The 26,268-nt window shown below is 58.5% G+C and carries 24 protein-coding genes and 1 tRNA gene; 12 read left to right on the top strand and 13 right to left on the bottom strand.

The genetic code is table 11. The features are described 5' to 3' along the window. Window positions 1-69: 69 nt before the first annotated feature. From BUB78_RS09830 to dgcN, 4 genes are all read right to left on the bottom strand, one after another. Complete coding sequence (locus BUB78_RS09830) at window positions 70-561, bottom strand: VOC family protein (RefSeq protein ID WP_073197606.1); 492 nt, start codon at window positions 559-561, stop codon at window positions 70-72. A 102-nt stretch (window positions 562-663) separates the two neighbouring features. Continuing rightward, a complete protein-coding gene (locus BUB78_RS09835) occupies window positions 664-1,524 on the bottom strand; it encodes a D-amino-acid transaminase (protein ID WP_073197608.1) in 861 nt (286 codons plus the stop codon). A gap of 4 nt (window positions 1,525-1,528) precedes the next feature. Then, window positions 1,529-2,494, bottom strand: coding sequence for an N-acetyl-D-Glu racemase DgcA (dgcA, locus tag BUB78_RS09840; protein WP_073197611.1), 966 nt, complete (start codon window positions 2,492-2,494; stop codon window positions 1,529-1,531). A gap of 64 nt (window positions 2,495-2,558) precedes the next feature. After that, on the bottom strand, window positions 2,559-3,560 hold the full coding sequence (gene dgcN / locus BUB78_RS09845) for an N-acetyltransferase DgcN (RefSeq protein ID WP_073197613.1): 1,002 nt from the start codon (window positions 3,558-3,560) through the stop codon (window positions 2,559-2,561). 256 nt (window positions 3,561-3,816) lie between these two features. Between dgcN and BUB78_RS09850 the strand changes: the two genes are divergently transcribed. From BUB78_RS09850 to sigJ, 4 genes are all read left to right on the top strand, one after another. Next, entirely contained in the window at window positions 3,817-4,776 is a 960-nt protein-coding gene (locus BUB78_RS09850; RefSeq protein ID WP_073197615.1) for an L-malyl-CoA/beta-methylmalyl-CoA lyase, read from the top strand. 171 nt (window positions 4,777-4,947) lie between these two features. After that, window positions 4,948-5,340 (top strand): hypothetical protein, encoded by a 393-nt coding sequence (locus BUB78_RS20325; RefSeq protein ID WP_139279304.1) that lies wholly within the window; start codon window positions 4,948-4,950, stop codon window positions 5,338-5,340. After that, window positions 5,337-5,888, top strand: a complete 552-nt coding sequence (locus BUB78_RS09860; RefSeq protein WP_073197621.1) for a hypothetical protein — start codon at window positions 5,337-5,339, stop codon at window positions 5,886-5,888. The genes BUB78_RS20325 and BUB78_RS09860 overlap by 4 nt, the downstream gene beginning before the upstream one ends. Next, the gene (gene sigJ, locus BUB78_RS09865) at window positions 5,885-6,793 is read left to right on the top strand and encodes an RNA polymerase sigma factor SigJ (protein WP_073197624.1); all 909 of its coding nucleotides are present in this window, start codon (window positions 5,885-5,887) and stop codon (window positions 6,791-6,793) included. Before BUB78_RS09860 ends, sigJ begins: the two co-directional genes overlap by 4 nt. Here sigJ and BUB78_RS09870 read toward each other — a convergent pair. From BUB78_RS09870 to ald, 4 genes are all read right to left on the bottom strand, one after another. Beyond that, entirely contained in the window at window positions 6,774-8,861 is a 2,088-nt protein-coding gene (locus BUB78_RS09870) for an ABC transporter ATP-binding protein (RefSeq protein ID WP_073197788.1), read from the bottom strand. The two genes, sigJ and BUB78_RS09870, sit on opposite strands and share 20 nt — an antisense overlap. Before the next feature lie 100 nt (window positions 8,862-8,961). After that, a complete protein-coding gene (locus tag BUB78_RS09875) occupies window positions 8,962-10,146 on the bottom strand; it encodes an ABC transporter permease (protein WP_073197626.1) in 1,185 nt (394 codons plus the stop codon). A gap of 14 nt (window positions 10,147-10,160) precedes the next feature. Then, window positions 10,161-11,207 (bottom strand): ABC transporter permease, encoded by a 1,047-nt coding sequence (locus tag BUB78_RS09880; protein ID WP_073197628.1) that lies wholly within the window; start codon window positions 11,205-11,207, stop codon window positions 10,161-10,163. A gap of 130 nt (window positions 11,208-11,337) precedes the next feature. Next, the gene (gene ald / locus BUB78_RS09885) at window positions 11,338-12,450 is read right to left on the bottom strand and encodes an alanine dehydrogenase (protein ID WP_073197630.1); all 1,113 of its coding nucleotides are present in this window, start codon (window positions 12,448-12,450) and stop codon (window positions 11,338-11,340) included. A 138-nt stretch (window positions 12,451-12,588) separates the two neighbouring features. On the opposite strand from ald, the gene BUB78_RS09890 reads away from it, so the two are divergent. The 3 genes from BUB78_RS09890 (at window position 12,589) to BUB78_RS09900 (ending at window position 15,773) form a co-directional block, all read left to right on the top strand. Then, window positions 12,589-13,047: an Lrp/AsnC family transcriptional regulator gene (locus BUB78_RS09890; protein WP_073197632.1), complete on the top strand. Its 459-nt coding sequence runs from the start codon at window positions 12,589-12,591 to the stop codon at window positions 13,045-13,047. An 86-nt stretch (window positions 13,048-13,133) separates the two neighbouring features. Further along, window positions 13,134-14,126, top strand: a complete 993-nt coding sequence (locus BUB78_RS09895) for a Hint domain-containing protein (protein ID WP_073197634.1) — start codon at window positions 13,134-13,136, stop codon at window positions 14,124-14,126. A gap of 57 nt (window positions 14,127-14,183) precedes the next feature. Next, window positions 14,184-15,773 (top strand): GMC family oxidoreductase, encoded by a 1,590-nt coding sequence (locus BUB78_RS09900; RefSeq protein WP_073197635.1) that lies wholly within the window; start codon window positions 14,184-14,186, stop codon window positions 15,771-15,773. A gap of 278 nt (window positions 15,774-16,051) precedes the next feature. On the opposite strand, the gene pnp is transcribed toward BUB78_RS09900, so the two are convergent. The 5 genes from pnp to BUB78_RS09925 all read right to left on the bottom strand — a co-directional run bounded on the left by pnp (window position 16,052) and on the right by BUB78_RS09925 (window position 22,049). Continuing rightward, window positions 16,052-18,193 carry a polyribonucleotide nucleotidyltransferase gene (pnp, locus tag BUB78_RS09905; protein ID WP_073197637.1) on the bottom strand — a complete coding sequence of 714 codons (2,142 nt, stop codon included), beginning with the start codon at window positions 18,191-18,193 and terminating at the stop codon, window positions 16,052-16,054. 166 nt (window positions 18,194-18,359) lie between these two features. Next, entirely contained in the window at window positions 18,360-18,629 is a 270-nt protein-coding gene (rpsO, locus tag BUB78_RS09910; RefSeq protein WP_073197640.1) for a 30S ribosomal protein S15, read from the bottom strand. Window positions 18,630-18,776: 147 nt separating this feature from the next. Continuing rightward, entirely contained in the window at window positions 18,777-19,844 is a 1,068-nt protein-coding gene (locus BUB78_RS09915) for a calcium-binding protein (RefSeq protein WP_073197642.1), read from the bottom strand. A 99-nt stretch (window positions 19,845-19,943) separates the two neighbouring features. Beyond that, window positions 19,944-20,912 (bottom strand): NAD(P)-dependent oxidoreductase, encoded by a 969-nt coding sequence (locus tag BUB78_RS09920; protein WP_073197644.1) that lies wholly within the window; start codon window positions 20,910-20,912, stop codon window positions 19,944-19,946. Between the two features lie 111 nt (window positions 20,913-21,023). Beyond that, entirely contained in the window at window positions 21,024-22,049 is a 1,026-nt protein-coding gene (locus tag BUB78_RS09925; protein WP_073197646.1) for a LacI family DNA-binding transcriptional regulator, read from the bottom strand. A gap of 140 nt (window positions 22,050-22,189) precedes the next feature. On the opposite strand from BUB78_RS09925, the gene BUB78_RS09930 reads away from it, so the two are divergent. The 5 genes from BUB78_RS09930 to rnhA all read left to right on the top strand — a co-directional run bounded on the left by BUB78_RS09930 (window position 22,190) and on the right by rnhA (window position 26,167). Next, window positions 22,190-22,266, top strand: a tRNA-Arg gene (locus BUB78_RS09930). 97 nt (window positions 22,267-22,363) lie between these two features. Further along, window positions 22,364-23,470: a phage integrase SAM-like domain-containing protein gene (locus tag BUB78_RS09935; protein ID WP_139279305.1), complete on the top strand. Its 1,107-nt coding sequence runs from the start codon at window positions 22,364-22,366 to the stop codon at window positions 23,468-23,470. Window positions 23,471-23,625: 155 nt separating this feature from the next. Further along, window positions 23,626-24,264 (top strand): recombinase family protein, encoded by a 639-nt coding sequence (locus tag BUB78_RS09940; protein ID WP_073197651.1) that lies wholly within the window; start codon window positions 23,626-23,628, stop codon window positions 24,262-24,264. Window positions 24,265-24,870: 606 nt separating this feature from the next. Continuing rightward, window positions 24,871-25,557 (top strand): hypothetical protein, encoded by a 687-nt coding sequence (locus BUB78_RS09945; protein WP_073197654.1) that lies wholly within the window; start codon window positions 24,871-24,873, stop codon window positions 25,555-25,557. Between the two features lie 145 nt (window positions 25,558-25,702). Beyond that, complete coding sequence (rnhA, locus tag BUB78_RS09950) at window positions 25,703-26,167, top strand: ribonuclease HI (protein WP_073197656.1); 465 nt, start codon at window positions 25,703-25,705, stop codon at window positions 26,165-26,167. Window positions 26,168-26,268 lie beyond the last annotated feature (101 nt).

Genomic DNA, 26,268 nt, shown 5'->3' on the forward strand with positions numbered 1-26,268 from the left:
TAGCGGGGAAGTGATTTACACCGAACCGTCGATACCCCCTCTGGGATTTTGGGCAAACCCGGCGTGCGCTTACGCTTGCGGCGGCGCGCAGGCCAACAGCGCGTCAAGGTCAATCGGATCGTTCACCATGGCAAGGTTGCCTTGCGCGTCGCGCGGCCATTCGGCCTCTGGGCGGTCACGGTATAGCTCGACACCGTTGCCATCGGGATCAGAGACATAGATCGCCTCGCTTACCCCATGATCCGCCGCGCCCTCAATCGCGATGCCGGCCTTCACCACACGGCGCAGGGCATCGGCCAACTCTGCGCGATCCGGGTAAAGAAACGCGGTGTGGTATAGCCCGGTGTGCCCCTTGGGCGCAGGTTTCCCGCCAAGGCTTTCCCAAGTGTTCAGGCCAAGGTGATGATGATAGCCACCCGCCGACAGAAACGCCGCGCGGGTGCCGAATTTCTGCTGAAGCTGGAAGCCGAGGACGCCCTGATAAAAGGCGATCGCGCGGTCAAGATCTGCCACCTTAAGGTGGACATGCCCGATGCGGGTCTGGGGGTGAACGGGGGTCATGGTCAGGGGCCTTTCGTTATCTGCCCCTAACCTATGACACTGCGCGCTGAACGCTCAATTCCCGTTATCCGCCCACGATCTGTGCGAAAATGCAAAGGTAGCCTAGATCGCCGCCTTCAGGCTTTCCTCAAGATAGATCTCGCGCAACCGCCCGGCGCGGGGCCCCGGTGTGCCAGCGCCAATTTTGGCGCCGTCAATTTCCACCACCGGCATCACAAAGGCACTGGCCGAGGTGACAAAGGCCTCGTCAGCCGATTTCGCCTCGTCGATGGTAAAGTTGCGTTCCTCGACCTCCATCTGCGCCTCGCGGGCAAAGCGCAGAACGGCGGCGCGGGTGATCCCATGCAGGATATCGCTCGACAGGGCGCGGGTGATGATCTTGTTACCCTTGACGATATAGGCGTTGTTGCTGGTGCCCTCGGTGACAAAGCCGTCTTCAACCATCCAGGCATCATCGCACCCGGCCTTTTTCGCCATCATCTTGCCCATCGACGGATAAAGGAGCTGTACCGTCTTGATGTCGCGCCGACCCCAGCGAATATCCTCGATCGACACGATACGCAGCCCGGTTTTCGCAACCGGGCTATCGGCCAGGCCAGGCTTGGACTGGGTGAACAGCACAAGCGTCGGCTCGGTGGTTTCGGGGTCGGGAAAGGCGAAATCGCGGTCGCCATCGCTGCCGCGGGTCACCTGAAGATAGATCAGACCGTCGTCGATCTCGTTGACGCGCACCAATTCGCGGTGAATGTCCAGCAGGTCGTCAAAGGCTGCGGGCTTTTTCATATCAAGCTCGGTCAGCGAGCGTTCAAGCCGCGCCTGATGGCCGCCAAAATCGATCAACTTGCCACCCAGCACGCTGGTCACCTCATAAACCCCGTCCGCCATAAGAAATCCGCGGTCAAAGATCGACACGGTTGCCTCGGTCTCAGGCAGGTACTGGCCGTTTACATAAACAGTGCGCATGGTGTTATCCCCAAAGCTCGGGCCCGGGCGGGTGCACCCCGGCGGCGTCAAATTTCAAAGCGTTCTCACGGTCTTCGGCCAGAAGAAGCGGCCCGTCAAGGTCTGTCACCATCGCGCCCTGCGCCACAAGCGTCGCCGGGGCCATGGCAAGGCTTGATCCGACCATGCAGCCAACCATCACCTGATAGCCCTGTGCAAGCGCCGCGTCGCGCAGCGCAAGCGCCTCGGTCAGGCCCCCGGTCTTGTCGAGCTTGATGTTCACCACATCGTATTTGCCCTTGAGCGCGGCAAGGCTGGCGCGATCATGACAGGATTCGTCGGCACAAACCGGCACCGGCCGCTCGATCCCGAGAAGCGCGTCATCTTCGCCTGCGGGCAAAGGTTGCTCCACAAGCGCAACACCGAGGCGCAGCAGATGCGGCGCAAGATCGGCATAAACCTCGGCGCTCCAGCCTTCATTGGCGTCAATGATGATCTGTGTCTGCGGCGCGCCAATTCGCACGGCCTCAAGGCGGGGCATGTCATCGGGCGTGCCAAGCTTGATCTTCAAAATCGGGCGATGGGCATTTTGCGCGGCCTGCGCCTGCATCTTTTCGGGACTGTCGAGCGACAGGGTATAAGCCGTGATTTCCGGGCCCGGTTGCGGCAGGCCGACCAATTGCCAGACGCGTTGGCCGGTTCGCTTGGCCTCAATATCCCAAAGCGCGCAATCAACCGCGTTGCGCGCGGCCCCGGCAGGCAAGAGATCATAAAGCGCCGCGCGCGTTACTTGATCGGGCAGGCTCATGATCTCTGCGGTGACGCTCTCAAGGGTTTCACCATAGCGCGCATAGGGCACACATTCACCCCGGCCGGTCACACCGCCGTCGGTGATCCTGACGGTCAGAACCTGCGCTTCGGTCCGCGAGCCTCGGCTGATGGTGAAAACCTGCGCCAGTTTGAACAGGTCGCGGGTTACGTCAATCTGCATGGTCCAGCCCTTTCATCTTTCCAAAAATACTCAAATCCCCTTCCTGCACTCACGCCCATACATATCAAAGGCGCACAAGCGCATCCACAAGCTTGGCCGCGCCAAAGCGATAGGGGTCAGTGGTCGGCAGGCCCATATCAGTCTCTATTTCAGCCAAATAGGCGTGCGCGACCTCTTCGCTCATATGCTGGGTGTTTACCGATATGCCGACCACCTGACAGTCAGGGTTTGCCACGCGCGCAAGCGGAAGCGCCATGTCGCGCAGCGCCTCAAGCGACGGCAGGGTGTACTCGGGCAGACCACGCATGTGGCTGCGCGTGGGTTCATGACACAGGATTAGGGCGTCGGGTTGCCCGCCATGAATAAGCGCCATGGTCACCCCCGAGAACGAGACGTGAAACAAGCTGCCCTGTCCCTCGATAAGATCCCAGTGGTCGTCGTCATTGTCCGGTGTCAGCCATTCCACCGCCCCGGCCATGAAATCGGCCACCACCGCATCAAGCGGTACGCCGTCGCCGGTGATCAGAATGCCGGTCTGGCCGGTCGGGCGGAACGTGGCCTTTAGCCCGCGCGCGATCATGTTACGCTCCATTGCCATGGCGGTGTACATCTTGCCGACCGAGCAATCCGTGCCAACGGGAAGACAGCGTTTGCCGCGACGTGTCTTGCCATCGGCAATCGGATAGCTGAGCGATGGCACGCGCACGTCGTGCAGGGCGCGGCCGGTCGCCTCGGCCACCGCGCGCAGGTCAGGCTCATCCCGCAGCAGGTTGTGCAGACCAGAGGCCAGGTCAAAACCCTCTTCCAGCGCTGTCACCAGCACCTTCTTCCACTCTTTGCTGATCATGCCACCCCGGTTGGCCACGCCGATCACCAGGGTTTCTACCCCCGCCGCCTTCGCCTCGGTCAGGGTCATATCCGCCAGGCCAAGATCAGCGCCACAGCCCGGTAAGCGTAACTGGCCGACGGCGTTTTCCGGTCGCCAGTCACGGATGCCGATGGCCACTTTCGCGGCAAGCATATCGGGCGCATCACCCAGAAACAAAAGATAGGGGGTCTTGATCATGGCGCGTCCTTTTGAGGTTTGGCGATCACAGCAATTTCCTACGAAGGCGGCGCGATTTGCCATTAAAATTTCCAGATAAATAGACTTTGTGCACAAGTTCCTTCGCTGAAAAAGAAAGTTCGTCGAATTTTCTACGCAAGCTGTCTGGCCTCCCGGTTATTCTGGCAAGCAGAAAAGCAGCTTGCGATTGGGCGCGCAATTTCATAACCACTGGCGCGAGAAAAACGCAATTTCCTTAACCACGGAGCCGCCCGATATGAGCTTTCGCTTGCAACCTCCCGCCCCCGCCCGCCCCAACCGCTGTCAGCTGTTCGGCCCCGGATCCAACACCAAGTTGTTCGAGAAAATGGCGGCCAGTGCGGCGGATGTGATAAATATCGACCTTGAGGATTCTGTTGCCCCAAGCGACAAGGATATTGCCCGCAAGAATACAATTGAAGCGATCAACACGGTGGATTGGGGCAAGAAGTACCTGAGCGTGCGGATCAACGGGCTGGATTCACCATTTTGGTATCGCGACGTGGTCGATCTCTTGGAACAGGCCGGCGACCGGCTTGATCAGATCATGATCCCCAAGGTGGGCTGTGCCGCGGATATCTATGCCGTCGATGCGCTTGTCACCTCGATCGAGGCTGCGAAGGGGCGCAAAAAGCCGATCAGCTTTGAGGTGATCATCGAATCCGCTGCCGGCATTTCCCATGTCGAGGAAATTGCCGCCGCCAGCCCGCGCCTTCAGGCGATAAGTCTTGGCGCCGCCGATTTCGCGGCGTCGATGGGTATGTCGACCACCGGGATCGGCGGCACGCAGGAGAACTACTACATGCTCCATGAGGGTCAGCGCCATTGGTCTGACCCCTGGCATTGGGCGCAGACGGCGATTGTTGCGGCCTGCCGGACCCATGGGCTTTTGCCCGTTGACGGACCGTTTGGCGACTTTAGCGATGACGAAGGGTTCCGGGCGCAGGCGCGCCGGTCAGCCACTCTTGGGATGGTCGGGAAATGGGCGATCCACCCCAAGCAAATCGCGCTGTCCAATGAGGTCTTCACACCCTCGGATGAGGCCGTGAACGAGGCGCGCGAAATCCTGCAGGCGATGGAAGAGGCCAAGGCGCGCGGTGAGGGCGCGACCACCTATAAGGGCCGTCTGGTTGATATCGCCAGCATCAAACAGGCCGAAGTGATCGTGAAACAGGCCGAGATGATCGCATCGAAGTAAGTTGCGCGACCGAGCTTTTGACCTATTGACGCGGCGTGCCCTGAGGGGTGCGCCGTCTTTTTTGAGTATTTTTGGAACGGTGAAAGATTAGGTTCTGACCAGCGGCCTGTTCATGTCATCTGTCACAGAACGTCTCTTCGCGTCGTCATGGAAGGGAAAGGAGACGTTCAGATGATGAAAATTGTCGTTTTTGCCCTGGCGGGGTGGTTCGGGCTTGTGGCGGTTTGGTTGCTGATCTCGCCATTGGGGTTTTACACGACTGTACCGGGGGTGGCGGATTCCGGGCCGCTGAACCTGCATTTTGCACGCGATGTCGGACTTGCGTTTTTAGTCTCTGCGGTGGCGCTTTTTGTTGGCGCGCAGCAGGGGAACCGCAGCCTTTCGGTGTTGGGCGCCGGATTTCCGGTACTGCATGGTGTGCTGCATCTTGCGGAGTGGCTGGCGCATGGCGGGCACGCGCATCGCAGTCTGGTTTCAGAGCTTTCCGGGACGTTGCTGCCGGGGCTTTTGGCGCTTGGGGCGGCCTTGGCCCTTTCGGCGACAAAGGGGGAGATTGTGCAATGATAGACACTGTTTTACGTGCATTCCTAGGCCGTGGGTTTGCGAAATTTGGCCGCGAGAAGGCCTATGATATTAGCTATATGCAAGAGGTGGTCACCCTATGGCCGGTGGCGGGGCTGCGCTATATGGTCCTTCCGGCGTTTTCGCGCATGATCGGGCCGACGCCAGAGATTTGGACAGGTGCAATTCTTGCTTCAACGTTAGAGGGCGATTGCGGGAGCTGTGCGCAATTGGTGTGCAACGATGCGGTAGAGATGGGCGTGTCGGCGGCGATGATCGCGGCCTGCCTGCGCCGTGATTTCAAGGCGGCGGGGCCGGTCGGTCTTGGATTTCGCTTTGCCGAGGCGGTGATCGGGGGGACGCCTGACGTCGATGTCCTGCGCCGCGAAATTCGTGACGCGTTTGGCGAGCGGGCAGCGATTGCAGCGGCATTTGCGGCAGCGTCAGGGCGGGTATATCCGGTTCTCAAACGTGGTCTTGGCCATGGCGGCGCCTGTCAGAAGATCGTTCTTGGGGGCTGCGATCATTCGGTCGTAAAGGAGAGTGCATGAGCGAGCGCGCCGATCCTGTTGACCAATTTGAGGCCGAGCGCCCGCGTCTGATCGCGCTAGCCTATCGAATGCTTGGCGAACGGTCCGAGGCGGAGGATGTGGCTCAAGAGGCGTGGTTGCGGTGGTCCCGCGCCACGGTCGCAGGCGCGCCAAGGATTGAAACGCCCGCTGCATGGTTGCGGCAGGTGACCGTGCGACTTGCGATTGATGCCTTGAGACGCGCGCGCCGACGCCGGGAAACCTATGTTGGTCCGTGGCTGCCAGAGCCGCTTATCGACGAGACCAATGATGGCGAGACAAGGCTTGCGCTGGCGCAGGAGTGTGATCTTGCTCTGATGTGGGCGATGGAGCGGTTGACCCCGCAAGAACGCGCGGCGTTTCTTTTGCGTCGTGTGTTTGACGCCGAATACGGCGATATTGCCCGCACGCTTGGCAAATCCGAGGCCAGCTGTCGCCAGATGGTTAGCCGCGCCGCGCATCGCGTACAACAGGAGCGACCCCGCTTTGCCCCCGACCCGGACGCGGCGCGCGCGGCGCTTCTGCAATTCGCCCGTGCTGCAGTGGCACAGGACCACGCCGCAGTTCTAAACCTGCTTGCCCCAGAGGTGACCGCGATCAGTGACGGGGGCGGCAAGGCACGCGCCGCATTGCGACCGCTGCACGGAGCCCAGGAGGTGGCGCAGGTCATTTTGGCCGTGGTTGCGAAACGGGGGCTGGATGGCCCCATGCCCGGTCTGATCAGTGTCAATGGCGCCCCGGCGCTGGCGATTCTAGAGGGTGGAGCGGATGATGTGATCTATAGTCTGACGCTGGATAGCAGCGGTCGCATCGACTGGATCTACATCATGCGCAATCCGGACAAAATGCCCGGCGCAGGGTGCCGGCTCATTTGGCGGCAACCTTGATCACCGCTTCCATCTGGTCAAGCATCTCTTGGGCGAGATGGCATTTAATCTGATGGCCCGGCGCGAAATCGCGCACTGGCGGCACCTCTTTTTCGCAAAGCCCGCCGGGCACCTCTGGTTTCCAGCGACAGCGGGTCTGAAACGGACAGCCAGACGGCGGGTTCATTGCTGACGGAACGTCACCCTCCAGCACGATATGCTTCTTTTCGATACTGGTATCGGCGATGGGCACGGCGGACAAAAGCGCCTCTGTATAGGGGTGATAGGGAGGGGCAAAAACCTGATCCGTGGTGCCTATTTCAACCACATGACCAAGGTACATCACCATCACGCGGTCGCTGAGATAGCGCACGATGCTCAGGTCGTGACTGATGAACAAAAGCGTGGTTTTCTGTTTGCGCTGGATTTCCATCAACAGATCGGTCACCGCCGCCTGAACGCTGACATCCAGCGCCGACACGGGTTCATCCGCCACCACGATCCGCGCGCCCCCGGAAAAGGCGCGGGCGATGCCGACCCGTTGTTTCTGCCCGCCCGAGAGTTGCCTTGGCATACGCTCGGAAAATTCGCGCGGCAGTTTGACCAGATCAAGCAGGCGCATCATTTCATCGCGCCGCTCTTGTTCGGTTTGTCCGACCCCAAAGATTTCCAGCGCGCGCATGATCTGGCGCCCGACTGTCATCGAAGGGTTGAGCGTGTCAAACGGGTTTTGAAAGACCATTTGCACATCGGCCACAGTCTGGGTGTCGCGGTTCTCGATCCGGATCTGTTCGATGTTGCGGTCGTCCAAAAGGATCGCGCCCTCGGTCGCGGTCTCAAGGCCCATCAAGACCTTGGCGAAGGTGGATTTTCCACAGCCTGATTCACCGACGATGGCCAGTGTCTCAGATTCTCGCGCCTCAAAGCTCAGGCTTTCGTTGGCCTTGACGACGCGCGTGCCCGCACTCCCGCCGAACAAGGCGTTGGCCGCCACTTCGTAGTATTTCCTGAGGTTTTCGATCTTCAGAACCACCCGGCCGGGCACGGTCGCCTCGGTTTTGATGCTTCCGGCAAGCGGTGCCTTCCAGTCGATGTCGCGGTAGCGCAGGCAGCGGGTGAAATGCCGGTCATCGCCGTCAATCGGTGCCATCGGAATGGCTGTGCCGTCACATTGTCCAGCCAGAGAATAATCACAGCGTGGCCCGAAATTGCAGCCATCCGGTCGTTCGTGCGGCAGGGGAAAGTTGCCGGGAATAGCCTTGAGGGGGCGATTGTTCTTATTGGCGCCGGGCAAGGGTATCGACCGGAAAAGCGCCTGCGTATAGGGGTGCTGCATCTTGTCGAACACGTCCTTGATGCTGCCGGTTTCGACCGCTTCGCCGGAATACATGACGCAAATCCGGTCACAGGTTTCAAGCACGAGCCCAAGGTTATGGCTGATGAACAGCATGGAGGTGCCATATTTCTTGCCAAGGTCCTTGACCAACTCGACAACCGCCGCCTCGACGGTCACATCAAGGGCTGTGGTCGGCTCGTCCAGGATCAAAAGCGATGGTTTGGACATAAGCGCCATGGCGATCACGATACGTTGTTGCTGCCCACCCGATAACTGATGGGGATAGGATTTCAGAATACGTTCGGGATCGGGTAGCTTGACGTCATTCACCACGTCCAGCGCGCGCGCCCAGGCGTCGTCTTCTGAAATCCCCTCGTGGATCATTGGCACTTCGATAAGTTGTTTACCGATCCGCATGGCCGGGTTCAGGCTTGCCATCGGCTCCTGATAGATCATTGCAATTTCATTGCCGCGAATATCGCGCAGTTCTGCGGCGCTCATCTCGGCAAGGTCGCGCCCCTTGAAGCGAACAGAGCCGCCAACGATCCTGCCATTGACACCCAGATCCTGCATTACGCCAAGCGCCACGGTGGATTTGCCACAGCCGGATTCACCTACAAGACCGACCGCCTCGCCGGGTTGAACGCTAACGGAAAAATCCATCACGGCCGGAATTTCACGCAGCCGCGTGAAAAAGGAAATCGACAGGTTGCTGATCTCAAGGATCGGCCCGTCATATGAATCCTTTGCCATTCTGATCTCCCATTTCAGCGGGGCGATTTTGCCCTCTTTCATCTTTCCCGAAACACTCCGGGGGTCCGGGGGCTGGCCCCCGGTGCTGGTTCCTCAACGCTCAGTCCCGCAGGCTTTCCTCGCGCAACCCATCCGCCAAAAGGTTCAGCCCCAGAACCAGGCTTAGCAATGCAAAGGCGGGGGGCAGCGCCGGATGCAGATACATCGTCAGCAACTTTCGCCCCTCGTTGATTGTACTGCCCCAATCGGGGCTTTCGGGGCTGAGGCCGAGACCGAAAAAACCCAAAGTGCCCAAAAGGATCGTGGTATAGCCAATGCGCAGGCAGAAATCGACAAGAAGCGGCCCGCGCGCATTGGGCAGGATTTCCCAGAGCATGATGTACCATGGCCCCTCGCCACGGGTCTGGGCGGCGGCGACATAGTCGCGGGTTTTGATATCCATGGTCAGGCCGCGCACGATGCGAAACACCGTCGGCGAATTGACAAAAACCACCGCCACGAAAACCACCAAAAGGTTGGGCGGAAACCCGATGATCCCCAGCGGATCAGCATTCCACGCGATCCCGAGATAAAGCCAGAGACCGATCACAAGCGTCACGCCGACGTAAAAATTGCGGCGCGCCGGTTGGGTGTGAAACCGCGAATTCCACAGGATGACCAGAAACACGATGGGAAAAAGGAACAGCACGGCGGCCATATAGACCGGTATCCCGGTCAGCACGATTTCCGGTGTCACCAGCAGGTAAAACAGCAAGATGACCGGAAAGGCCAGAATGAGGTTGGCCAGAAAAGACAGGACCGTATCAAGCTTGCCGCCGTAGTAGCCCGCCGGCAGGCCAAGGGTAATCCCGACCATGAAGGCAAACAGGCTGGCGAAGGGGGCGATCTTGATCACCTCCCAAGCGCCCACGATCATCCGGCTGAACACATCACGGCCAAGGTGATCGCCGCCAAACAGGTAATAGGGATAGGCATCCGGATCGGGGGCCCCCATCAATTTGCTGAACGCGGTGCCGGGCGGTTTGTTCTTCATCGAGGCCGACTGATCCAGAACCCCATGGGTGGTGATCAGATCAAACGCGCCGCCAAAGACGCCGGTAAAGACCCAGAACATCACCATGGCAAAGCCGATCATGCCAATCGGGCTATCAAACAGCTTGCCATAAAGACCCAGCCGACGCTTGAATGTGATCGACAGGGCAAAGGTCACCACAAGGGCGATCCAGACCGGCGTGAACTGTGCCAGCATACGCAGGATAATCTCGCCCCAGCTCAGGGATTCCATGATCGCTGCCTCCGTTAGCTGACGCTGATGCGCGGGTTAAGATAGACATAGCCGATATCGGAGATCAGCTGGGTCACCAGCACGACAATCACTGATATCACCGAGACCCCGAGCAACAGCTCGATATCATTGTTTCCGGCCGCCTGAACCAGAGTCCAGCCAAAGCCTTTGTAGTTGAACAGCGTCTCGACGATCACCACCCCGTTCAAAAGCCAGGGAAATTGCAGCATGATCACCGTAAAGGGCGCGATCAGCGCGTTGCGCAGCGCATGTTTGACCACGATATTGTAAAAGCTGACGCCCTTGAGGCGCGCGGTTCGGATATATTGCGCGGTCATCACCTCGGCCATGCTGGCGCGGGTCATGCGAGCGATATAGCCCATGCCATAAAGGGCGATGGTCAGCACTGGCAGAAAGAAATTCTCGAAGGTGGCGTCGTTCATCGCGCTGGTGGCGGTGCCCTTGAACCACTTCAGCCCGACGGCGGTGCTGGCAAAGACCGCAATGAACAACACGCCCGAGACATATTCCGGCGTGGCCGTGGTGGTAATCGCGACCGTCGACAGCGCGCGGTCGGTGCGAGAGCCTTCGTGCATACCCGCCAGCACCCCAAGCACAAGCGCCGAGGGCACCATCAACAGCATCACCCAAAACATAAGCTTGCCGGTCAGCGCCAGTTTTTCGCCGATGATCTCGAACACATCCTTTTTGAAAACAGTTGAATAGCCCCAATCGCCCTGCAACACGCCACAGCGGCGCGGCGCGTCCTCTGGCGGCATGCCCGGTTCGATACACCGCCCGCGCGCCACTCCTTCGTTATCCTCGATCACATAGCCCGGCAAAACCCCGAGCCATTGGCCGTATTTCACGCCGACAGGTTGCAGATAGCCGTTCTTGCCAAGATAGCTTTCAACCTCGCCATCGCTCATGCGAAAGTTGCCTTGGGTTTTCGCCAGCTTTTCAAGGTTGGGATAAAGGTTTGTCAGAAAGAAGACGATAAACGTCAGGCAGAGCGCCGTCAGGATCATGACCGCGATCCTGCGCAGGATAAACATCGTCATTTTGCGCCCCCCTAGATGACGTTTTTATACAAGTGCTAGTGCAAAGGGGAGTGTTGGTCCAGCGCCGCGTGCGACAGAAAGCGGTCTGTCAGCGCCCCCGGCCCGTGAAGGCCGGGGGCGGTTGGTGGCTTTAGATCAGTGATTTCGGGTCAACCGTGTCCATCCCGAGGGCGGTGCCGACCGCCTCGTAGGTCAGCTGACCGTCGTGCACGTTGAGACCGTTGAGCAGATGCGGATCGTCGGCGCAGGCCTGTTTCCAACCCTTTTTCGCCAGGGCCAGCATGAAGGGCATGGTGGCATTGCCAAGCGCAAGCGTCGAGGTGCGGGCAACCGCGCCGGGCATGTTGGCGACGCAGTAATGCATGATGCCATCGACCTCATAGATCGGGTCATGGTGGGTTGTTGCGCGCGAGGTTTCAAAGCAACCGCCCTGGTCGATCGCCACATCCACAAGAACCGCGCCGGGCTTCATCATCGGAAACTGATCGCGGCGCACAAGCTTGGGGGCCGCAGCACCGGGGATAAGCACCGCGCCGATCACCATATCGGCCAGCGGCAGCAGCTCTTCAAGCAGACCAGCCGAGGAATAGCCGGTTTTGAAGGTGCCACCAAAGACGTCATCAAGATAGCGCAGACGCGGCAGCGACCGGTCAAGCACGGTCACATCCGCGCCCATGCCGGCGGCGATCTTGGCGGCATGGGTGCCAACGACACCACCACCTATGACGATTACGCGGGCCGGGCCGACACCGGGCACGCCACCCATAAGAACGCCGCGACCGCCGTTGGCCTTTTGCAGGGTCCAGGCGCCGACCTGTGGTGCCAGACGGCCCGCAACTTCGGACATCGGCGCCAGAAGCGGCAGACCACCAGAGCGGTCGGTCACGGTTTCATAGGCAATCGCGGTACAGCCCGAGGCCAACAGGTCTTTGGTCTGTTCGGGGTCGGGGGCCAGGTGAAGATAGGTGAACAAAAGCTGGCCCTGGCGCAGCATCTTTCGTTCGACCGGCTGGGGTTCCTTGACCTTGACGATCATATCGGCGGCGGCAAAGATTTCCTCGGCGGTGGCGATGATCCGGGCGCCTGCGGCCTCATAGGCGGCATCGTCAAAACCCGCGCCAATGCCGGCACCGGATTGGATGAACACGTCATGGCCTTGGTTCACGGCCTCTAGTGCGGCGTTGGGGGTGACGCCGACGCGGTATTCCTGCGGCTTGATTTCTGTGGGGCAACCGATCTTCATGGGGCTCTCTCCTCGTTGAGTGTTGAGGCCACACTGTCAAAGGCGGCAAGCAAGAGGGTTGAAATTTCGCTCGTCATTCAGAGTATTTTGTGAAGTATATTCGTTATAAATGGGAAGTATTCGAAAGGTCTTGCGTGGATGTCACTTGATTCGAATGATCGTCGCTTGTTGACGATTCTGCAAAAGCGCGGGCGCATTTCAAATGCCGAGCTTGCCGACGAGATCAACCTGTCGGCAAGTGCCTGTCACAGGCGGGTGCAGCGGCTTGAGGCAGAGGGATATATCAAGGGCTACGTCGCCCTTTTGGATGCGCGCAAGATGGCGGTGCCGGCGACGATTTTCGTCGAAATCACCCTGAACACCCAGGCCGACGAAGTGCTTGAATCCTTTGAAAAAGCGGTGGCGCGTATCCCTGATGTACTGGAATGTCATCTGACCGCCGGCAGTGCCGATTACATCCTCAAGGTCGTCGCCGAGGATACCGAAGACTTTGCCCGTATTCACCGCCAATACCTGACGCGGTTACCCGGTGTGGCAAAGATGCAATCCAGCTTTGCCCTGCGCACGGTGTTCAAAACCACGGCCTTGCCAGTTTAAGTAAAATGCGCGGCTTATTTTACGGAGGCGTTAAGCACGTCTTCAGCCCCCGGATGTGACATTGCCACCCAACGAAAGGTTGGGGCATGGTCAAGACATTCAATGGGCTGGATAATGAATTTGCCGTTTCTACGGGCAGTAATGTCAACAGCAGCCCTAGGCGGTCGAAATTCGATTATCCGCCGACAAGCTCCACCAATTTGACGGTCACGTCACAGGAGGGTGACACCGACCCGAACCTTTTTGAGGTTGGCGAAACCTATACCGTAAGCTGGTCCGTTGCGAGCAGCGGGACGATTTTGGATGCAACCGTGATCCGAAGCGACGACGCGCCCAGCGGTGGTGGCGGTGTTATCGTGTTCGAGGGGTTGGATGAAAACGGCAATCTGGCACAGGTCGTCTGGACGCCAGGTTTTGATCTCGAAACGTGGTACTTCGATAATTTCAACGGGGGGGTGCCACCCGAATTTTACACCTCGGACCAAAACCAGACCTATACCCATGCCTATGTGTGTTTCGCCATGGGTGTCACCATCGGCACGCCATATGGCCCGAAACCGATCGAAACGCTGTCTGCTGGTGATTACGTTTCAACGCGGGATCATGGACGCCGGAAAATCCTTTGGACGGGGCGCAAAACCGTGGTCGGGGTCGGGCGGAATGCGCCGGTCTGTTTTGATCCGGGCGCAATTGGCAATCGTAGGCCTATGCGCCTGTCGCAACAGCATCGGGTGATGGTCGCCTCGCCCATGGCCGAGTTGTTCTTTGGCCATCACGAGGTTTTGGTGCCAGCCAAGGCGCTTGTGAATGGCCGCGACATACGATTAGAGCCCTGCCGCGAGATCACCTATCTGCATCTTCTGCTGGAGCAGCACGAGATCTTGAATACCGGGGGCGGCGCGCCCTGTGAAAGCCTCTTGCTTGGCGATATGGCTGACACCCTGTTGTCAGAAAACCTGCCCGAGATCAGGGGGCTTGGGCCTCTGTGCAATCGCGCCGCGCGCCCCATTCTGACCTATCGAGAGACGCGCTGTATTGTCGGGGCGCGTGTTCCGGCGATGACCGCCAATGCGCTCTGAGGCGCTTGTCTGTTCCGTGACTTTGCATCACTCTGCGGCCCTGAAAGAGGGCAAGTCATGGATTGGGATTACATTATCGTCGGCGCCGGAAGTGCGGGCTGTGTTCTGGCCAACCGGTTGAGCAAGGCCGGGCAAAAGGTGCTCTTGCTAGAGGCAGGCGGGCGCGACAACTATCATTGGGTGCATATCCCGATGGGGTATCTTTACTGCATCGGCAATCCACGCACCGACTGGTGTTTCAAAACCGCGCCCGAGCCGGGGCTGAACGGGCGCAGCCTTTTGTACCCGCGCGGCAAGATTCTTGGCGGCTGCAGCTCGATCAATGGCATGCTGTACCTGCGGGGGCAGGCCGCCGATTACGACGGCTGGCGGCAGATGGGCAATACCGGCTGGGGCTGGGATGATATTCTGCCCTATTTCAAACGCTCCGAGGATCATGTTGACGGCGCGTCCGAGATGCATGGCGCGGGCGGCGAATGGCGGGTGGATAATCAGCGCCTGCACTGGGACGTTCTTGACCACTGGCGCGATGCGGCGCTTGCGGCGGGCCTGCCGCTTAACGATGATTTCAACACCGGCGACAATGAAGGTGTCGGCTATTTCAAGGTAAACCAGCGGGGCGGCTGGCGGATGAACACCGCCAAGGCGTTTTTGCGCGCCGAAAGCGGGCCGGGGTTAAAGGTGGAAACTCAGGCGCATACGCAGCGGGTGTTGATTGACTGTGGTCGCGCCATCGGGGTGGAATACCTGCAAAACGGCACTGTGAAGGAGGCGCGCACCAGGGGCGAGGTGATCCTGAGCGCCGGCGCGGTCGGTAGCCCGCAGATCCTGCACCTGTCCGGAATCGGGCCGGGCGAGGAATTGCGCCAGCATGGGATTGAGGTTCATCACAATGCCCCGGCTATCGGCGGCAATCTTCAGGATCATCTGCAGTTGCGCTGCGCCTGGCGTCTGAGCGGTGCTAAAACCCTGAATACCATGGCCAATTCGATGCTTGGCAAGATGGCTATCGGGTTGGAATACATGCTCAAGCGCTCTGGGCCGATGTCGATGGCGCCAAGTCAGTTAGGCGCTTTCGCGAAATCCCGGCCCGATCTCGCAACGCCAGACCTTGAGTTTCACGTTCAGCCGCTCTCGCTTGAGGCCTTCGGTCAGGGCTTGCATGATTTTCCGGGGATGACCGCCAGCGTGTGCAACCTGCGACCGGAAAGCCGGGGCAGGATATCGCTTGCCTCACCCAACCCGCAGGACGCGCCGGTGATTGCGCCCAGCTACCTGTCGACCGAAGGTGACCGACAGGTGGCGGCGGCCTCGATCCGGGTGGCGCGCGAGATCATGGATCAGACCCCGATGCAGCGCTATGCGCCCGAAGAGATCAAGCCGGGGCCAACCGCGCAAACCGAAGCAGAGCTTATGACGGCGGCGGGCGACATTGGCACCACGATCTTTCATCCGGTCGGCACCGTGCATATGGGCGCACACGACGGCGCGCCGCTTGATCCGCGTCTTCGGTTGCGCGGGATTGGTGGGTTGCGGGTTGTCGATGCAAGCGTGATGCCGACGATCACCAGCGGCAATACCAATTCGCCGACGATCATGATCGCGGAAAAGGCGGCGGATATGATTTTGGCCGATGCCCGCGCCTGAGAATGTCAAAAGCCCCGGTGTTTCCACCGGGGCCCCGACTGGTACGCAGTATCGTGAGTGATGGCGCACAGCAGTCAATCGCAAAAGCAAAATCTGTAACTCGTGACCGAATGACTTTTGTCACACAGCGCGCCGCCGTACATGGGGAAAAAACATGCGTTTGTCCCGTATGGAAAACCTTACTTTTGGGTAAAATTTTGCATGACGCTGCGTAAGGTTCAGGCACAAAAAAGGCCCCGGCATCGCCGCCGGGGCCTTGATCTAGAATAAGACGGTGATCACTCGTCGTCTTTTTCGGCTTTCTCAGGTGTAACCTCTGCGCCGGTTTCCTGATCGACGACCTTCATCGACAGGCGGACCTTGCCGCGATCATCAAAGCCAAGCAGTTTGACCTTAACGTCCTGACCTTCTTTGAGCACATCGCTGGGATGGTTCAGGCGGCGGTTTTCGATCTGGCTAACATGGACCAGACCGTCGCGCTTGCCAAAGAAGTTCACGAAGGCACCGAAATCGACGATCTTGACGACCTTGCCATCGTAAACCTGGCCAACTTCGGGCTCGGCCACGATCGAATAGATCATGTCATAGGCTTTCTTGATCGAATCCGCGTTCGGCGATGCGATCTTGATGATGCCTTCGTCGTTGATATCGACCTTGGCGCCCGACACTTCGACGATCTCGCGGATCACTTTACCGCCCGAGCCGATCACTTCACGGATCTTGTCGGTCGGGACCTGCATGGTTTCGATCCGGGGAGCGTGGATGCTGAAGTCAGCAGCGCCGGAAAGCGCCTTGTCCATTTCGCCCAGGATGTGCATGCGGCCTGCTTTGGCCTGCTCAAGCGCCTGTTTCATGATCTCGGGCGTGATGCCCGCGACCTTGATGTCCATTTGCAAAGAGGTGATGCCCTCGGAGGTGCCGGCAACTTTGAAATCCATGTCGCCAAGGTGATCTTCGTCACCAAGGATGTCCGACAGGATCGCGAAAGATCCGTCATCTTCAAGTACAAGGCCCATCGCCACGCCGGCAACGGATGTCTTGAGCGGAACGCCCGCATCCATCATCGACAAGGAGCCACCACAGACCGACGCCATCGAGCTTGAGCCGTTGGATTCGGTGATCTCTGACACAAGGCGGATGGTGTAGGGGAAATCGGTTGCCGCAGGCAGAACCGCCTGAAGCGCGCGCCATGCAAGTTTACCATGGCCGATTTCACGACGTCCCGGAGGGCCAACGCGCCCGGCTTCGCCCACCGAATAGGGGGGGAAGTTGTAATGCAGCAGGAAGTTCGATTTGAAATTCCCGTGCAGCGCGTCGATGAACTGTTCGTCGTCGCCGGTCCCGAGGGTGGTGACGACAAGACCCTGGGTCTCCCCGCGGGTGAACAGAGCCGAGCCGTGGGTGCGCGGCAACAGGCCGGTTTCACACACGATGTCGCGGATTTCATCCAGACGACGGCCGTCGATCCGGTTGCCGTTCTTCACAACATCACCGCGCAGAACGCTTGATTCCAGCTTTTTGAACGCAGACCCAAGGTTGCCATCCTCAAGCTGTTCTTCGCTCAGCTTGGATTTGATCGCCTCACGTGCGGCAGAAATCGCATGGGTGCGTTCCTGCTTGTCGCGAATGGCGAATGCGGCGCGCATGTCGTCTTCGCCAGCGGCTTTGACGGCCGCGTAGAGGTCGGAGTAATCCGGCGGGCTAAAGTTGAACGGCTCTTTCGCGCAATCTTCGGCGAGCGAGATGATCAGGTCACACACCGGCTGGATCTGCTCATGGGCAAAGGCCACGGCGCCAAGCATTTCTTCTTCGCTCAGCTCGTAAGCCTCGGATTCGACCATCATCACGGCGTCTTTGGTGCCTGCGACGACCAGATCAAGGCGCTGATCGGGGTTGTTGCGCAGGTTGTGCATATCGTCGATCTCGGGGTTGAGGATATATTCCCCATCCGAGAAACCAACGCGACAGCCGGCGATCGGGCCACGGAACGGTGCGCCCGAAATGGTCAGAGCGGCCGAGGTTGCGATCATCGCGACGATATCCGGGTCATTGACCAGATCGTGGCTCAGAACGGTACACATGACGAGGGTTTCGTTTTTGAACCCCGGTACAAACAGCGGGCGGATCGGACGGTCGATCAGGCGCGCGGTCAGCGTCTCTTTTTCCGAAGGGCGTGCTTCGCGCTTGAAAAAGCCGCCGGGCACTTTGCCGGCCGCATAATATTTCTCTTGGTAGTGAACCGTCAGCGGGAAGAAATCCATTCCCGGTTTTTGCTCTTTGGCAAAGGTCACGTTTGCCATAACGCTGGTTTCACCAAGCGTGGCAATGACAGACCCATCGGCCTGACGGGCAATCTTGCCGGTTTCCAGTGTGAGGGTTTCTTCCCCCCACTGCATCGATTTTTTCGTCTCTTTAAACATCACGTTTCCTAAGTTGGCCGTATCGGGCGTATCCCGTCGGGCCCATTTGCATCCGGGGCCACATTGCCCCGCGGCTTTTCTTCATCCTGTTGCCCCCGCAAAGCCAGTTGGGCGCAACAATCGGATCATGTAAAAACCGCGCCCGTTTAGGGGCGCGGCATTTGTCTTAGCGGCGGATACCGAGGCGTTGGATCAGGTCGCGGTAGCGGCCTTCATCCTTGGACTTTACGTAATCCAAAAGCTTGCGGCGCAGGGCGACCATTTTCAAAAGGCCACGACGACCGTGGTTGTCTTTCTTGTGGGTTTTGAAATGCTCGGTCAGCGTGGTGATCCGCGACGTCAGGATTGCAACCTGTACTTCGGGCGAGCCGGTGTCACCTTCTTTGGTTGCGAATTCTTTGATGACGCGTTCTTTTTCTTCTACGGTAATCGACATCGGGGTCTCCTTTTGAGTCAATGTTGCGGGCACAGGCCGGGATGTCGTCCAGCCAGGTCCATTAGAGATCGCCTCGGGGCGGGCCCGAAGGATACGCGCGTATAGGGGAATTTTCGCGAAAAAGAAAGCGCGAATCGCGCTAGGCGGTCACAGGCCGGTTGTCGCACCAAAGCTGCTTTGCGGAAGCAGGGTGATGTGACCAAGCGACAGCCCCCCGGCATTGGCAATCATTGCGATGCGCACGCCGTTCAGCACAATATGCTGGTTCGAGCCGTTTTCTTCATCGGCCTCAAGACTGACCTCTGGGTCGGTGCCATCGCTATCATCAAAAAACACCATGAGAGAGTCTTCGGCGGCAGAGAAATCAAGCACTTCGGCCTGATGATCCTGCGAAAGCCAATCGCCGAGCATGATCGAATCCTCGCCTGCACCTGCGGTTACGATATCATCGCGCCCGGCAATGATAAGGTCATCGCCGCCGCCGCCATTCAGGTAATCACGGCCGTCGATATCATCGGCCTCTTCGGTGGTGTCATCGTCGGCCACACCAATCACCACATCGTCGCCCCAGCCGCCAAAAAGCGTGTCCTGGCCCATGCCGCCATCCAGCGTGTCATCATCCAAATCGCCATGCAGGGCATCATCGCCGTCGTCACCACGCAGGTGGTCGTTGCCTGCACTGCCGACAAGGCTATCGTCGCCGGTGCCGCCCTCAAGATTGTCCGCTCCGTCATGGCCAAAAAGGTCGTCGTCCCCATCGTCGCCATAAAGGTCGTCGTCACCACCACCACCGTGCAACGTATCTTCGCCATGCTCGCCGCGAATGTCGTCGTGACCGAGAGCGCCGAACAGTTGATCGTCGCCTTCACCGCCGATAATACTATCATCGCCGGAATAGCCGTTGATCTGGTCATTTCCGGCGGTGCCCGCGATGGCATTAAATTCATCGTCGCCGCTTAGGATGTCGCCAAGGTGATCATGCTCGGGCTCAATCCCAGTCATATCGGAGGCGGACGAGGCGTGGCCCTCCTGAACGTCAGAGAAGACCTGCTGTACAAGATCAGGCGCCTCGGCATGAGCGCCGCCATCACCCGAATCATCCTCAGATGCGGTTTCGTTGCCAGAATCGTCTTCTTCGTCCTCGATCCGGTCCATGCCGACAAAGGTCGCGGCCCCGACGGCCATCGCTGCGATCAGACTCGCAAGAAAAAACATTTTAAACGCTCACAAGATAGGCGATGCAATTAGGCCATCACGCGACCATCAGAACAATGAAATGTTTTAAAAATGGTTAACGCGCACGAGGCGTCAGCCTTATTTCGCGAGAATGCGGCCCTTTGGCACCACTTCATATCCCGGCTCCTCGGGTTCGTCATCGGTCAGTTCGGCCGGAAAACCGGGTGCGAGAACATCAAGACCGGTCGCCTCTTCAAGCCGCTTGATGATATTGGGCGACAGCTCTCTTTCGCCGAACCGTTCAATACCGTCGTTGAAGATACTGACCATCAGGGGGCTGATTTCAAGCGGCACGCCGGCGCGATCGGCGACTTGCTGAAACAGGCCAATGTCCTTTTTGACAAGATCCATGGTGAAGGAGATATCACGGCTTCCGTTCAGGATGATCTGACCTTCGGTTTCGGCGGAAAAGGACGTGCCCGAGGAAATTACGATCGCCTCGTAAGTCGTTGCCATATCCAGCCCTGCCGCCTTCATCGTCACCATGGCCTCGCATAGCGATAGAAGGTTGGCAGTGGCCAGGTAGTTGGTCATCACCTTGAGGACCGACGCAGTTCCGATGGGGCCGGTATGAAGAACGCGACGGCCAAGCGTCGTCAGCATCGGCAACATCCGATCAAACGTGTCACGGTCACACCCTGCGAAGATCGAGATATTGCCGGTGGCGGCCCGGTGACAGCCGCCCGAAACCGGGCATTCAATCGCCGACGCGCCCTTGGCTTCGACCAAAGCGGCAAGGCGCTTTACCTCTGTTTCATCGGTGGTCGACATTTCGGCCCAGACCTTGCCCTCGCTGATCCCGGCCAGAATGCCATCATCGGCCTCCATCACGGCAGAACAGGCAGCGGGCGACGGCAGGCAGGTGATCACGATATCACAGGTCTCGGCCAATTCTTTTGGGCTGTTGGCACTTTTTGCGCCGCGGGTCACGAAGTCCTGCACCAGAGAGTCGTCAAGATCGCGCACCGTAAGGTCAAACCCGTTGCGCAGAATTGAACCGGCAAGTTTGCCGCCGACATTGCCCAGCCCGATAAATCCGATTTTCATGTATGTTGTCCCTGTTTGCCTGACCTCATCGGGCCCGTTCGCTCAAGCCTTTTGCGATTCGCGCCACAAATGCAAAAGCGAAATGCAGACAGGGCGCAAAAATCTCGGCACTCAGACGCGGCGCAGGGTATCCCCAAGGCTAATCTTGGGCTCAAGCGTGATGCGCACCGGATCGCTCGGACCGGTCGCCTCGGCGCGGGCCGCGATGATCTCGGCGGCCTTGCGCCCGATCTCGAGGCGACAGGCATCCATCGTGGCCAGTTCACGCGGCAACCCCTTGAGAAGCTCCACCCCGTTGAACCCGGCAAGCCCGACCTGACCGGGGATATCGACGCCCTTCTCAAGCAGATAGAGCAATCCGCCCGCGCCGATCATGTCGTTGGAGTAATAGAGGAAATCAATATCCGGGGTGCGCCGCAGAATTTCTTCGGTCATTTCACGCCCCTTCAAAAGGGCCGAGCCGCCTGAATAGAATTCCTGATCGGCAATCTCGATGCCCGCCTTGGCAAGCGCCTCGGTGAACCCCTCAAACCGCTTTCGCGCCCGGTGATCAAGCGGCATCTTGGTGCCCAGAAATCCGATGCGTTTGTACCCGGCCCTGATGATCGCCTGTGCCATCTGTTGCCCGGCACGACGATGGGAAATGCCGACCACTGAATCGATCGGCGTGCCGTCGACATCCATGATTTCGACCACCGGAATACCGCTCGCGCGCAGCATCGCGCGGCTGGCATCGGAATGCTCAAGCCCGGCTATGATCACACCCGAGGGCCGCCACGATAGCATTTCATAGAGAACTTTTTCTTCTTTTTCAGGGCGATACCCGGTCAGCCCCACGACTGGCTGAAGGTTGGTTTCCTCAAGGATCTGGCTAATGCCGGTCATCACCTCTGGGAACACCATGTTTGACATCGACGGGATAATCACTGCCACAAGATTGACCCGATTTGACGCAAGAGCCCCGGCGATCTTGTTGGGCACATAGCCAAGCCGCTTAGCCGCCTCGAGAACCCGTTTGCGGGTGCCGTCCGACACATCACCCTTGTTGCGCAACACCCGGCTCACGGTCATCTCTGACACGCCAGCCGCCTCGGAAACATCACGCAGGGTCAGAGGGTGGTTATCATTCTGGGTCAAAGGCGTTTTCCTGCAAGGTCATCCCCAAGTGTTACCGCGAACAGCCAGCCCTGATCAAGCGGTCAGCGGTCTGACCGCCCAGCCCTGCGCAAATCGGGCGATGACAAATCATTTCCGGAGGGGTAATGAAAACCCCGCGTGGCCCCGTGGCTCAACTGGATAGAGCAGCCCCCTCCTAAGGGGCAGGTTGCAGGTTCGAATCCTGCCGGGGTCGCCATTATCAAAAAGTGTTGCAATACAAGTGGCTTAATACTTAGTGGGAACCGAATGGTGGTGTGAAGTGCACCACTTTGGGACACCACCGGAGCGCCTCAGTGAAGTATATTGAACAACCAAAGGGACCGGGAACAGCCTATCGCTTCAGAATGAAGGTGCCGGTGGGCCTCCGAGGAACCCCAAATCCATGGGCAGACGGCAAACCTTTCGGGACGTGGATCATCAGGCCGATGAGCGGGGAGCGTCACTTGCCCAGCGCTAAGAAGCTGAGAGACATTTATCTCGCCGAGATTAGGAAACTGGAAGTCACATACGCGGCTCGCCAGAGACATAGCTTGGAGAAGGCTGAGCAGTGGGCAGAAGCGATGAAGAGCGCGTCACGGGCTATCGTTCCAGACCGGGATGAAAAGGGCTTCGTGCCTAATGATGAAGAATACCTTGCAAGTTTCGAGGTCGATAGCGCCTTCATTCGCGACCTCATCTACGACGAAGCCGAGAGGGCACCCGAGAGCGACCGCAGGGCATTCCTCAAGGTGGCTACGGCAACAACACTACCGCTGTCCAAGGCGCGCGAGCAGTATCTTGAGGCACGGGAACTGGGCAATCCCTATGGAAACAAGCCGCTTGGCAAGACGTCAGCAAACGAGGTGGTCACTGCGGTAAATTACCTCTGCGCCTTTATGGACAGGACGCCAGACACCCTTTTCCTCGATGAAATTACCCCCGACCTGGTATCGAACTTCCAGCATGAATATCTCCCAGCACAGACGTCCAAGAAGACGGGCAGGCCGCTCACTCCCGCGACCACTGAGAAGTTGATCACCATGCTTCGGGGTCTCTGGCGCTGGGCGCTGGCGAGACGGAAGGTGAAACTGGATGCCAACCCATTCAACCGGCCCGATGACGACGTGCCGAGGGTGAAGAAGCAGAACGAGCCAAAGCGCGACCAGTTCAAGCCTGAGGAGACACGAAAGGTGCTCGCTGCGGTGCCACAAGGTGACCGCATGGGTGATCTATTCCGGTTGGGACTGGTGACCGGAGCGCGAGTTACGGAGATCGCAAAAATGACTGTCGCGGAAACGAAGGAAGATGGGTCGGTATTCCTCATCGCAGGTGGCAAGTCGGAGAATGCGAAGCGCGTGGTTCCCGTTCCCCCCGTGGGGGTGCCGCAAAAGGTGCGAGATCAGGCATGTATCCTTTTTTAGGTTGCCCGGGGAGAGGGTTTCAGCCTTGCAGGGTGTTTAATAGGGTATACCGCAGGGAACATCTCTGAAGATCACCGAAAGACTGTTCACTGGGGTTGACTTTGGCTTGTGAACACATCAAGCATGTGAACAGAAGCTCTGAGAACAGGTGACCCATGTCCAAGACTATCCTCTACAGCCGCGTGTCGACCACTGAACAGACCAGCGATCACCAGCTAGAACAGGCCCGCAAGGCAGGCTTTCAGGTTGACCATGTGGTGACCGATCACGGCACCTCAGGGGTGACTACCAAGCTCGCAGACCGGGACGGCGGCAAACGCCTCTTCGACATGCTCCGCGAAGGTGACACGCTTGTGGTCCGTTGGGTGGACCGTTTGGGGCGCAACTATCAGGACGTCACGGACACCATACGCGAGTTCATCCGCAGGGGCGTGACCATCAAGACAGTCATCAACGGCATGGTGTTCGACGGCACGACCACAGACCCCACCCAGAAGGCCATCAGGGACGCGCTGATAGGCTTTATGGCCGCCATGGCAGAGGCACAGGCAGAAGCCACGAAGGAAGCCCAGAGGGCCGGTATAGAGCACCACAAGGCTGCCTCTCCGGAGAAGTTCAAGGGACGCAAGCCAACCTTCGACCGAGCCAGCTTCGAGAAGGTGAAGGCCATGCTGAATGCTGGTCAGGGTCATTCGGCCATCGCAAAGGCAACGGGCGTCAACCGGAACGCCGTGATCAGGATTGCTCAAGACCCAGCGAAAGCAGAGGCGGCGCTGATGAAGTGGGGCATGTGACCTCCCAACCCACATACTTGGGCTACGCGGCTTTGGGCGTAGGGACTGGGGCGATCATCTGGTTGCCCAGCTTTAGGACACCCTGACCATTCACCCGGTCTATAGCCCTACTGTCACCGATCAAGGAGCACCGGAGGCCGGGTTGCTATCGCCTGCCCTAATAAACCCACAGCATAGCCGTGAGGGGAACCGGGTTACCAATTGAAGGGGAGGTATCGAATAACCCACATACTAGCCCCAACAGCGCGCAACTGCCTCCCTCGGCAATTAACCCACCCCCTAGCAGTAAAGGGCGGCACTGACGGTGCGAACTGATTAACCCCCATCCTAGCCCTAGTGACCCAAGCCGGGCCATTAACCCGCATCTGAGACCCCAAGACAGCCGCCGCAGCGCCTGAACAGCACGACCAGATTTGCTTTCAAGAGCGTGAGCGGAGGGGTGCAATCAATTTTTGAGGAACCTGACTCTTCGCATTGGCGAGTGTCTTCGCGTGGGCAGGAACAACCGTTTTGCCAACTTGTCAAAGATGTCCAGTAATCCGGCTCTACAAAACTACCCCGCAGAAAATACCCCGCAATGCCCTTAAGTTATATAAGGAGGACACGATGACCGACTTTGTCGATCACGACGGCATACCTCTGTTCGTCGATGACTTCATTCACACCACCCACGATGTCGACGGAACATCCATTGATGTCATCAAGACCAATGGGAACCTATGGCTCTCTGGTCCTTCCGTCATGGAGGCGATGGGCTTTCAACCAGACGGCGCTGGAGGTGGTTTTGGTCGTCGGCTCTCTCGCATCGACCACCCCGACATCATAAAAATCATCGATACACCTTTCAGGTTCACCGACGGTCGCCGAAACAAAGGCAGCCTGATAAGCCCTCGGGCAGTTCACCGCTTCGCAGAAGGAAGGGTCAAAGGGTTCAACGCGATCAAAGCTTACGCCTTCTTGCAATGGATGGACGAGACCCTTTGGACCGAAGGTGACGAGGAAACATGGTCACCCAAGCGACCAATTCCTGCAAGCATTGAACCAGTGTTTCGGAAGGTGATCAGGGTCAGAGATAAAAACCAATATAGTGAACTTCTTGACCCGCTTCGTCCAACTGGCCCGTATCAGGGTCTGGGTCACTTTGGTCCTCTTCGTCGTGACGAAATCGAATTTGCGGTGGATGGCTCTGACATCCCCCAGCAAGTGCACCGTGTCGAGTTGGATGACGACCTGCTCATCGACGATGAGGACGACTTTTCGCCTTTGACGTCGTGGCTCATGACCGCTGCCTAGTCCACCTCAAGTTCCAACCTGAAACGCCCTTGATGCCTGCTGGTCTCAAGCAGGCACGAGAGTATGCCGAGTTTGGCGAGACCACAAAACTGACTGCCTAATCGCCATGCCGAACATCCCCAACAGACCGCAAGGAAACTCAACAATGACTAACACAGAGATCACCATTCACACTGATGGCTGCTGCCTTGGAAACCCCGGGAAAGGGGGCTTCGCCGCAGTCGTCCGTCGCTACGAAAATGGCGTCGAGATCAAGAAACGGGTTCTTAGCGACAACGAGCCAGACACCACAAACAATCGGATGGAGTTGATGGCGGCCATCACGGGCTTGCGCCAAATTAAGCGAAAGGAACCAGCCAAGATCACAGTCTTTTCGGACAGCCAGTATGTCGTCCTGGGGATGACCGAACGTCTATCCAAATGGCAGACTAAAGGATGGCGCACAGCAAGCGGCCAGCCCGTCAAGAACAGAGAGCATTGGGAGGAACTTCTGGCTGTCTCCGCAGGGCTGGATGTCCAATGGGAATGGGTCCGTGGTCACAATGGCGACCCTCGCAACGAAGAAGCAGATTTCTTTGCCAATCAGGCGGCTTCCAAACAAGCCCGGTAGCCAGCACAACGTCCGGCCCCATTCGGTTCTTCTGGGTGGGGCTTACCACGGCGTCCTAGTTAATCTGCATCGCCAAGAGCTAACAGTAGCAGACAGGCCAG

The sequence above is a fragment of the Roseovarius marisflavi genome, assembly GCF_900142625.1.
Lineage (GTDB): Bacteria > Pseudomonadota > Alphaproteobacteria > Rhodobacterales > Rhodobacteraceae > Roseovarius > Roseovarius marisflavi.

Excerpts from the sequence above, each read along its gene's own strand:
- BUB78_RS09830 (WP_073197606.1), bottom strand. The coding sequence starts at position 561 with ATGACCCCCGTTCACCCCCAGACCCGCATCGGGCATGTCCACCTTAAG.
- BUB78_RS09835 (WP_073197608.1), bottom strand. The coding sequence starts at position 1,524 with ATGCGCACTGTTTATGTAAACGGCCAGTACCTGCCTGAGACCGAGGCA.
- dgcA (WP_073197611.1), bottom strand. The coding sequence starts at position 2,494 with ATGCAGATTGACGTAACCCGCGACCTGTTCAAACTGGCGCAGGTTTTC.
- dgcN (WP_073197613.1), bottom strand. The coding sequence starts at position 3,560 with ATGATCAAGACCCCCTATCTTTTGTTTCTGGGTGATGCGCCCGATATG.
- BUB78_RS09850 (WP_073197615.1), top strand. The coding sequence starts at position 3,817 with ATGAGCTTTCGCTTGCAACCTCCCGCCCCCGCCCGCCCCAACCGCTGT.
- BUB78_RS20325 (WP_139279304.1), top strand. The coding sequence starts at position 4,948 with ATGATGAAAATTGTCGTTTTTGCCCTGGCGGGGTGGTTCGGGCTTGTG.
- BUB78_RS09860 (WP_073197621.1), top strand. The coding sequence starts at position 5,337 with ATGATAGACACTGTTTTACGTGCATTCCTAGGCCGTGGGTTTGCGAAA.
- sigJ (WP_073197624.1), top strand. The coding sequence starts at position 5,885 with ATGAGCGAGCGCGCCGATCCTGTTGACCAATTTGAGGCCGAGCGCCCG.
- BUB78_RS09870 (WP_073197788.1), bottom strand. The coding sequence starts at position 8,861 with ATGGCAAAGGATTCATATGACGGGCCGATCCTTGAGATCAGCAACCTG.
- BUB78_RS09875 (WP_073197626.1), bottom strand. The coding sequence starts at position 10,146 with ATGGAATCCCTGAGCTGGGGCGAGATTATCCTGCGTATGCTGGCACAG.
- BUB78_RS09880 (WP_073197628.1), bottom strand. The coding sequence starts at position 11,207 with ATGACGATGTTTATCCTGCGCAGGATCGCGGTCATGATCCTGACGGCG.
- ald (WP_073197630.1), bottom strand. The coding sequence starts at position 12,450 with ATGAAGATCGGTTGCCCCACAGAAATCAAGCCGCAGGAATACCGCGTC.
- BUB78_RS09890 (WP_073197632.1), top strand. The coding sequence starts at position 12,589 with ATGTCACTTGATTCGAATGATCGTCGCTTGTTGACGATTCTGCAAAAG.
- BUB78_RS09895 (WP_073197634.1), top strand. The coding sequence starts at position 13,134 with ATGGTCAAGACATTCAATGGGCTGGATAATGAATTTGCCGTTTCTACG.
- BUB78_RS09900 (WP_073197635.1), top strand. The coding sequence starts at position 14,184 with ATGGATTGGGATTACATTATCGTCGGCGCCGGAAGTGCGGGCTGTGTT.
- pnp (WP_073197637.1), bottom strand. The coding sequence starts at position 18,193 with ATGTTTAAAGAGACGAAAAAATCGATGCAGTGGGGGGAAGAAACCCTC.
- rpsO (WP_073197640.1), bottom strand. The coding sequence starts at position 18,629 with ATGTCGATTACCGTAGAAGAAAAAGAACGCGTCATCAAAGAATTCGCA.
- BUB78_RS09915 (WP_073197642.1), bottom strand. The coding sequence starts at position 19,844 with ATGTTTTTTCTTGCGAGTCTGATCGCAGCGATGGCCGTCGGGGCCGCG.
- BUB78_RS09920 (WP_073197644.1), bottom strand. The coding sequence starts at position 20,912 with ATGAAAATCGGATTTATCGGGCTGGGCAATGTCGGCGGCAAACTTGCC.
- BUB78_RS09940 (WP_073197651.1), top strand. The coding sequence starts at position 23,626 with ATGTCCAAGACTATCCTCTACAGCCGCGTGTCGACCACTGAACAGACC.
- BUB78_RS09945 (WP_073197654.1), top strand. The coding sequence starts at position 24,871 with ATGACCGACTTTGTCGATCACGACGGCATACCTCTGTTCGTCGATGAC.
- rnhA (WP_073197656.1), top strand. The coding sequence starts at position 25,703 with ATGACTAACACAGAGATCACCATTCACACTGATGGCTGCTGCCTTGGA.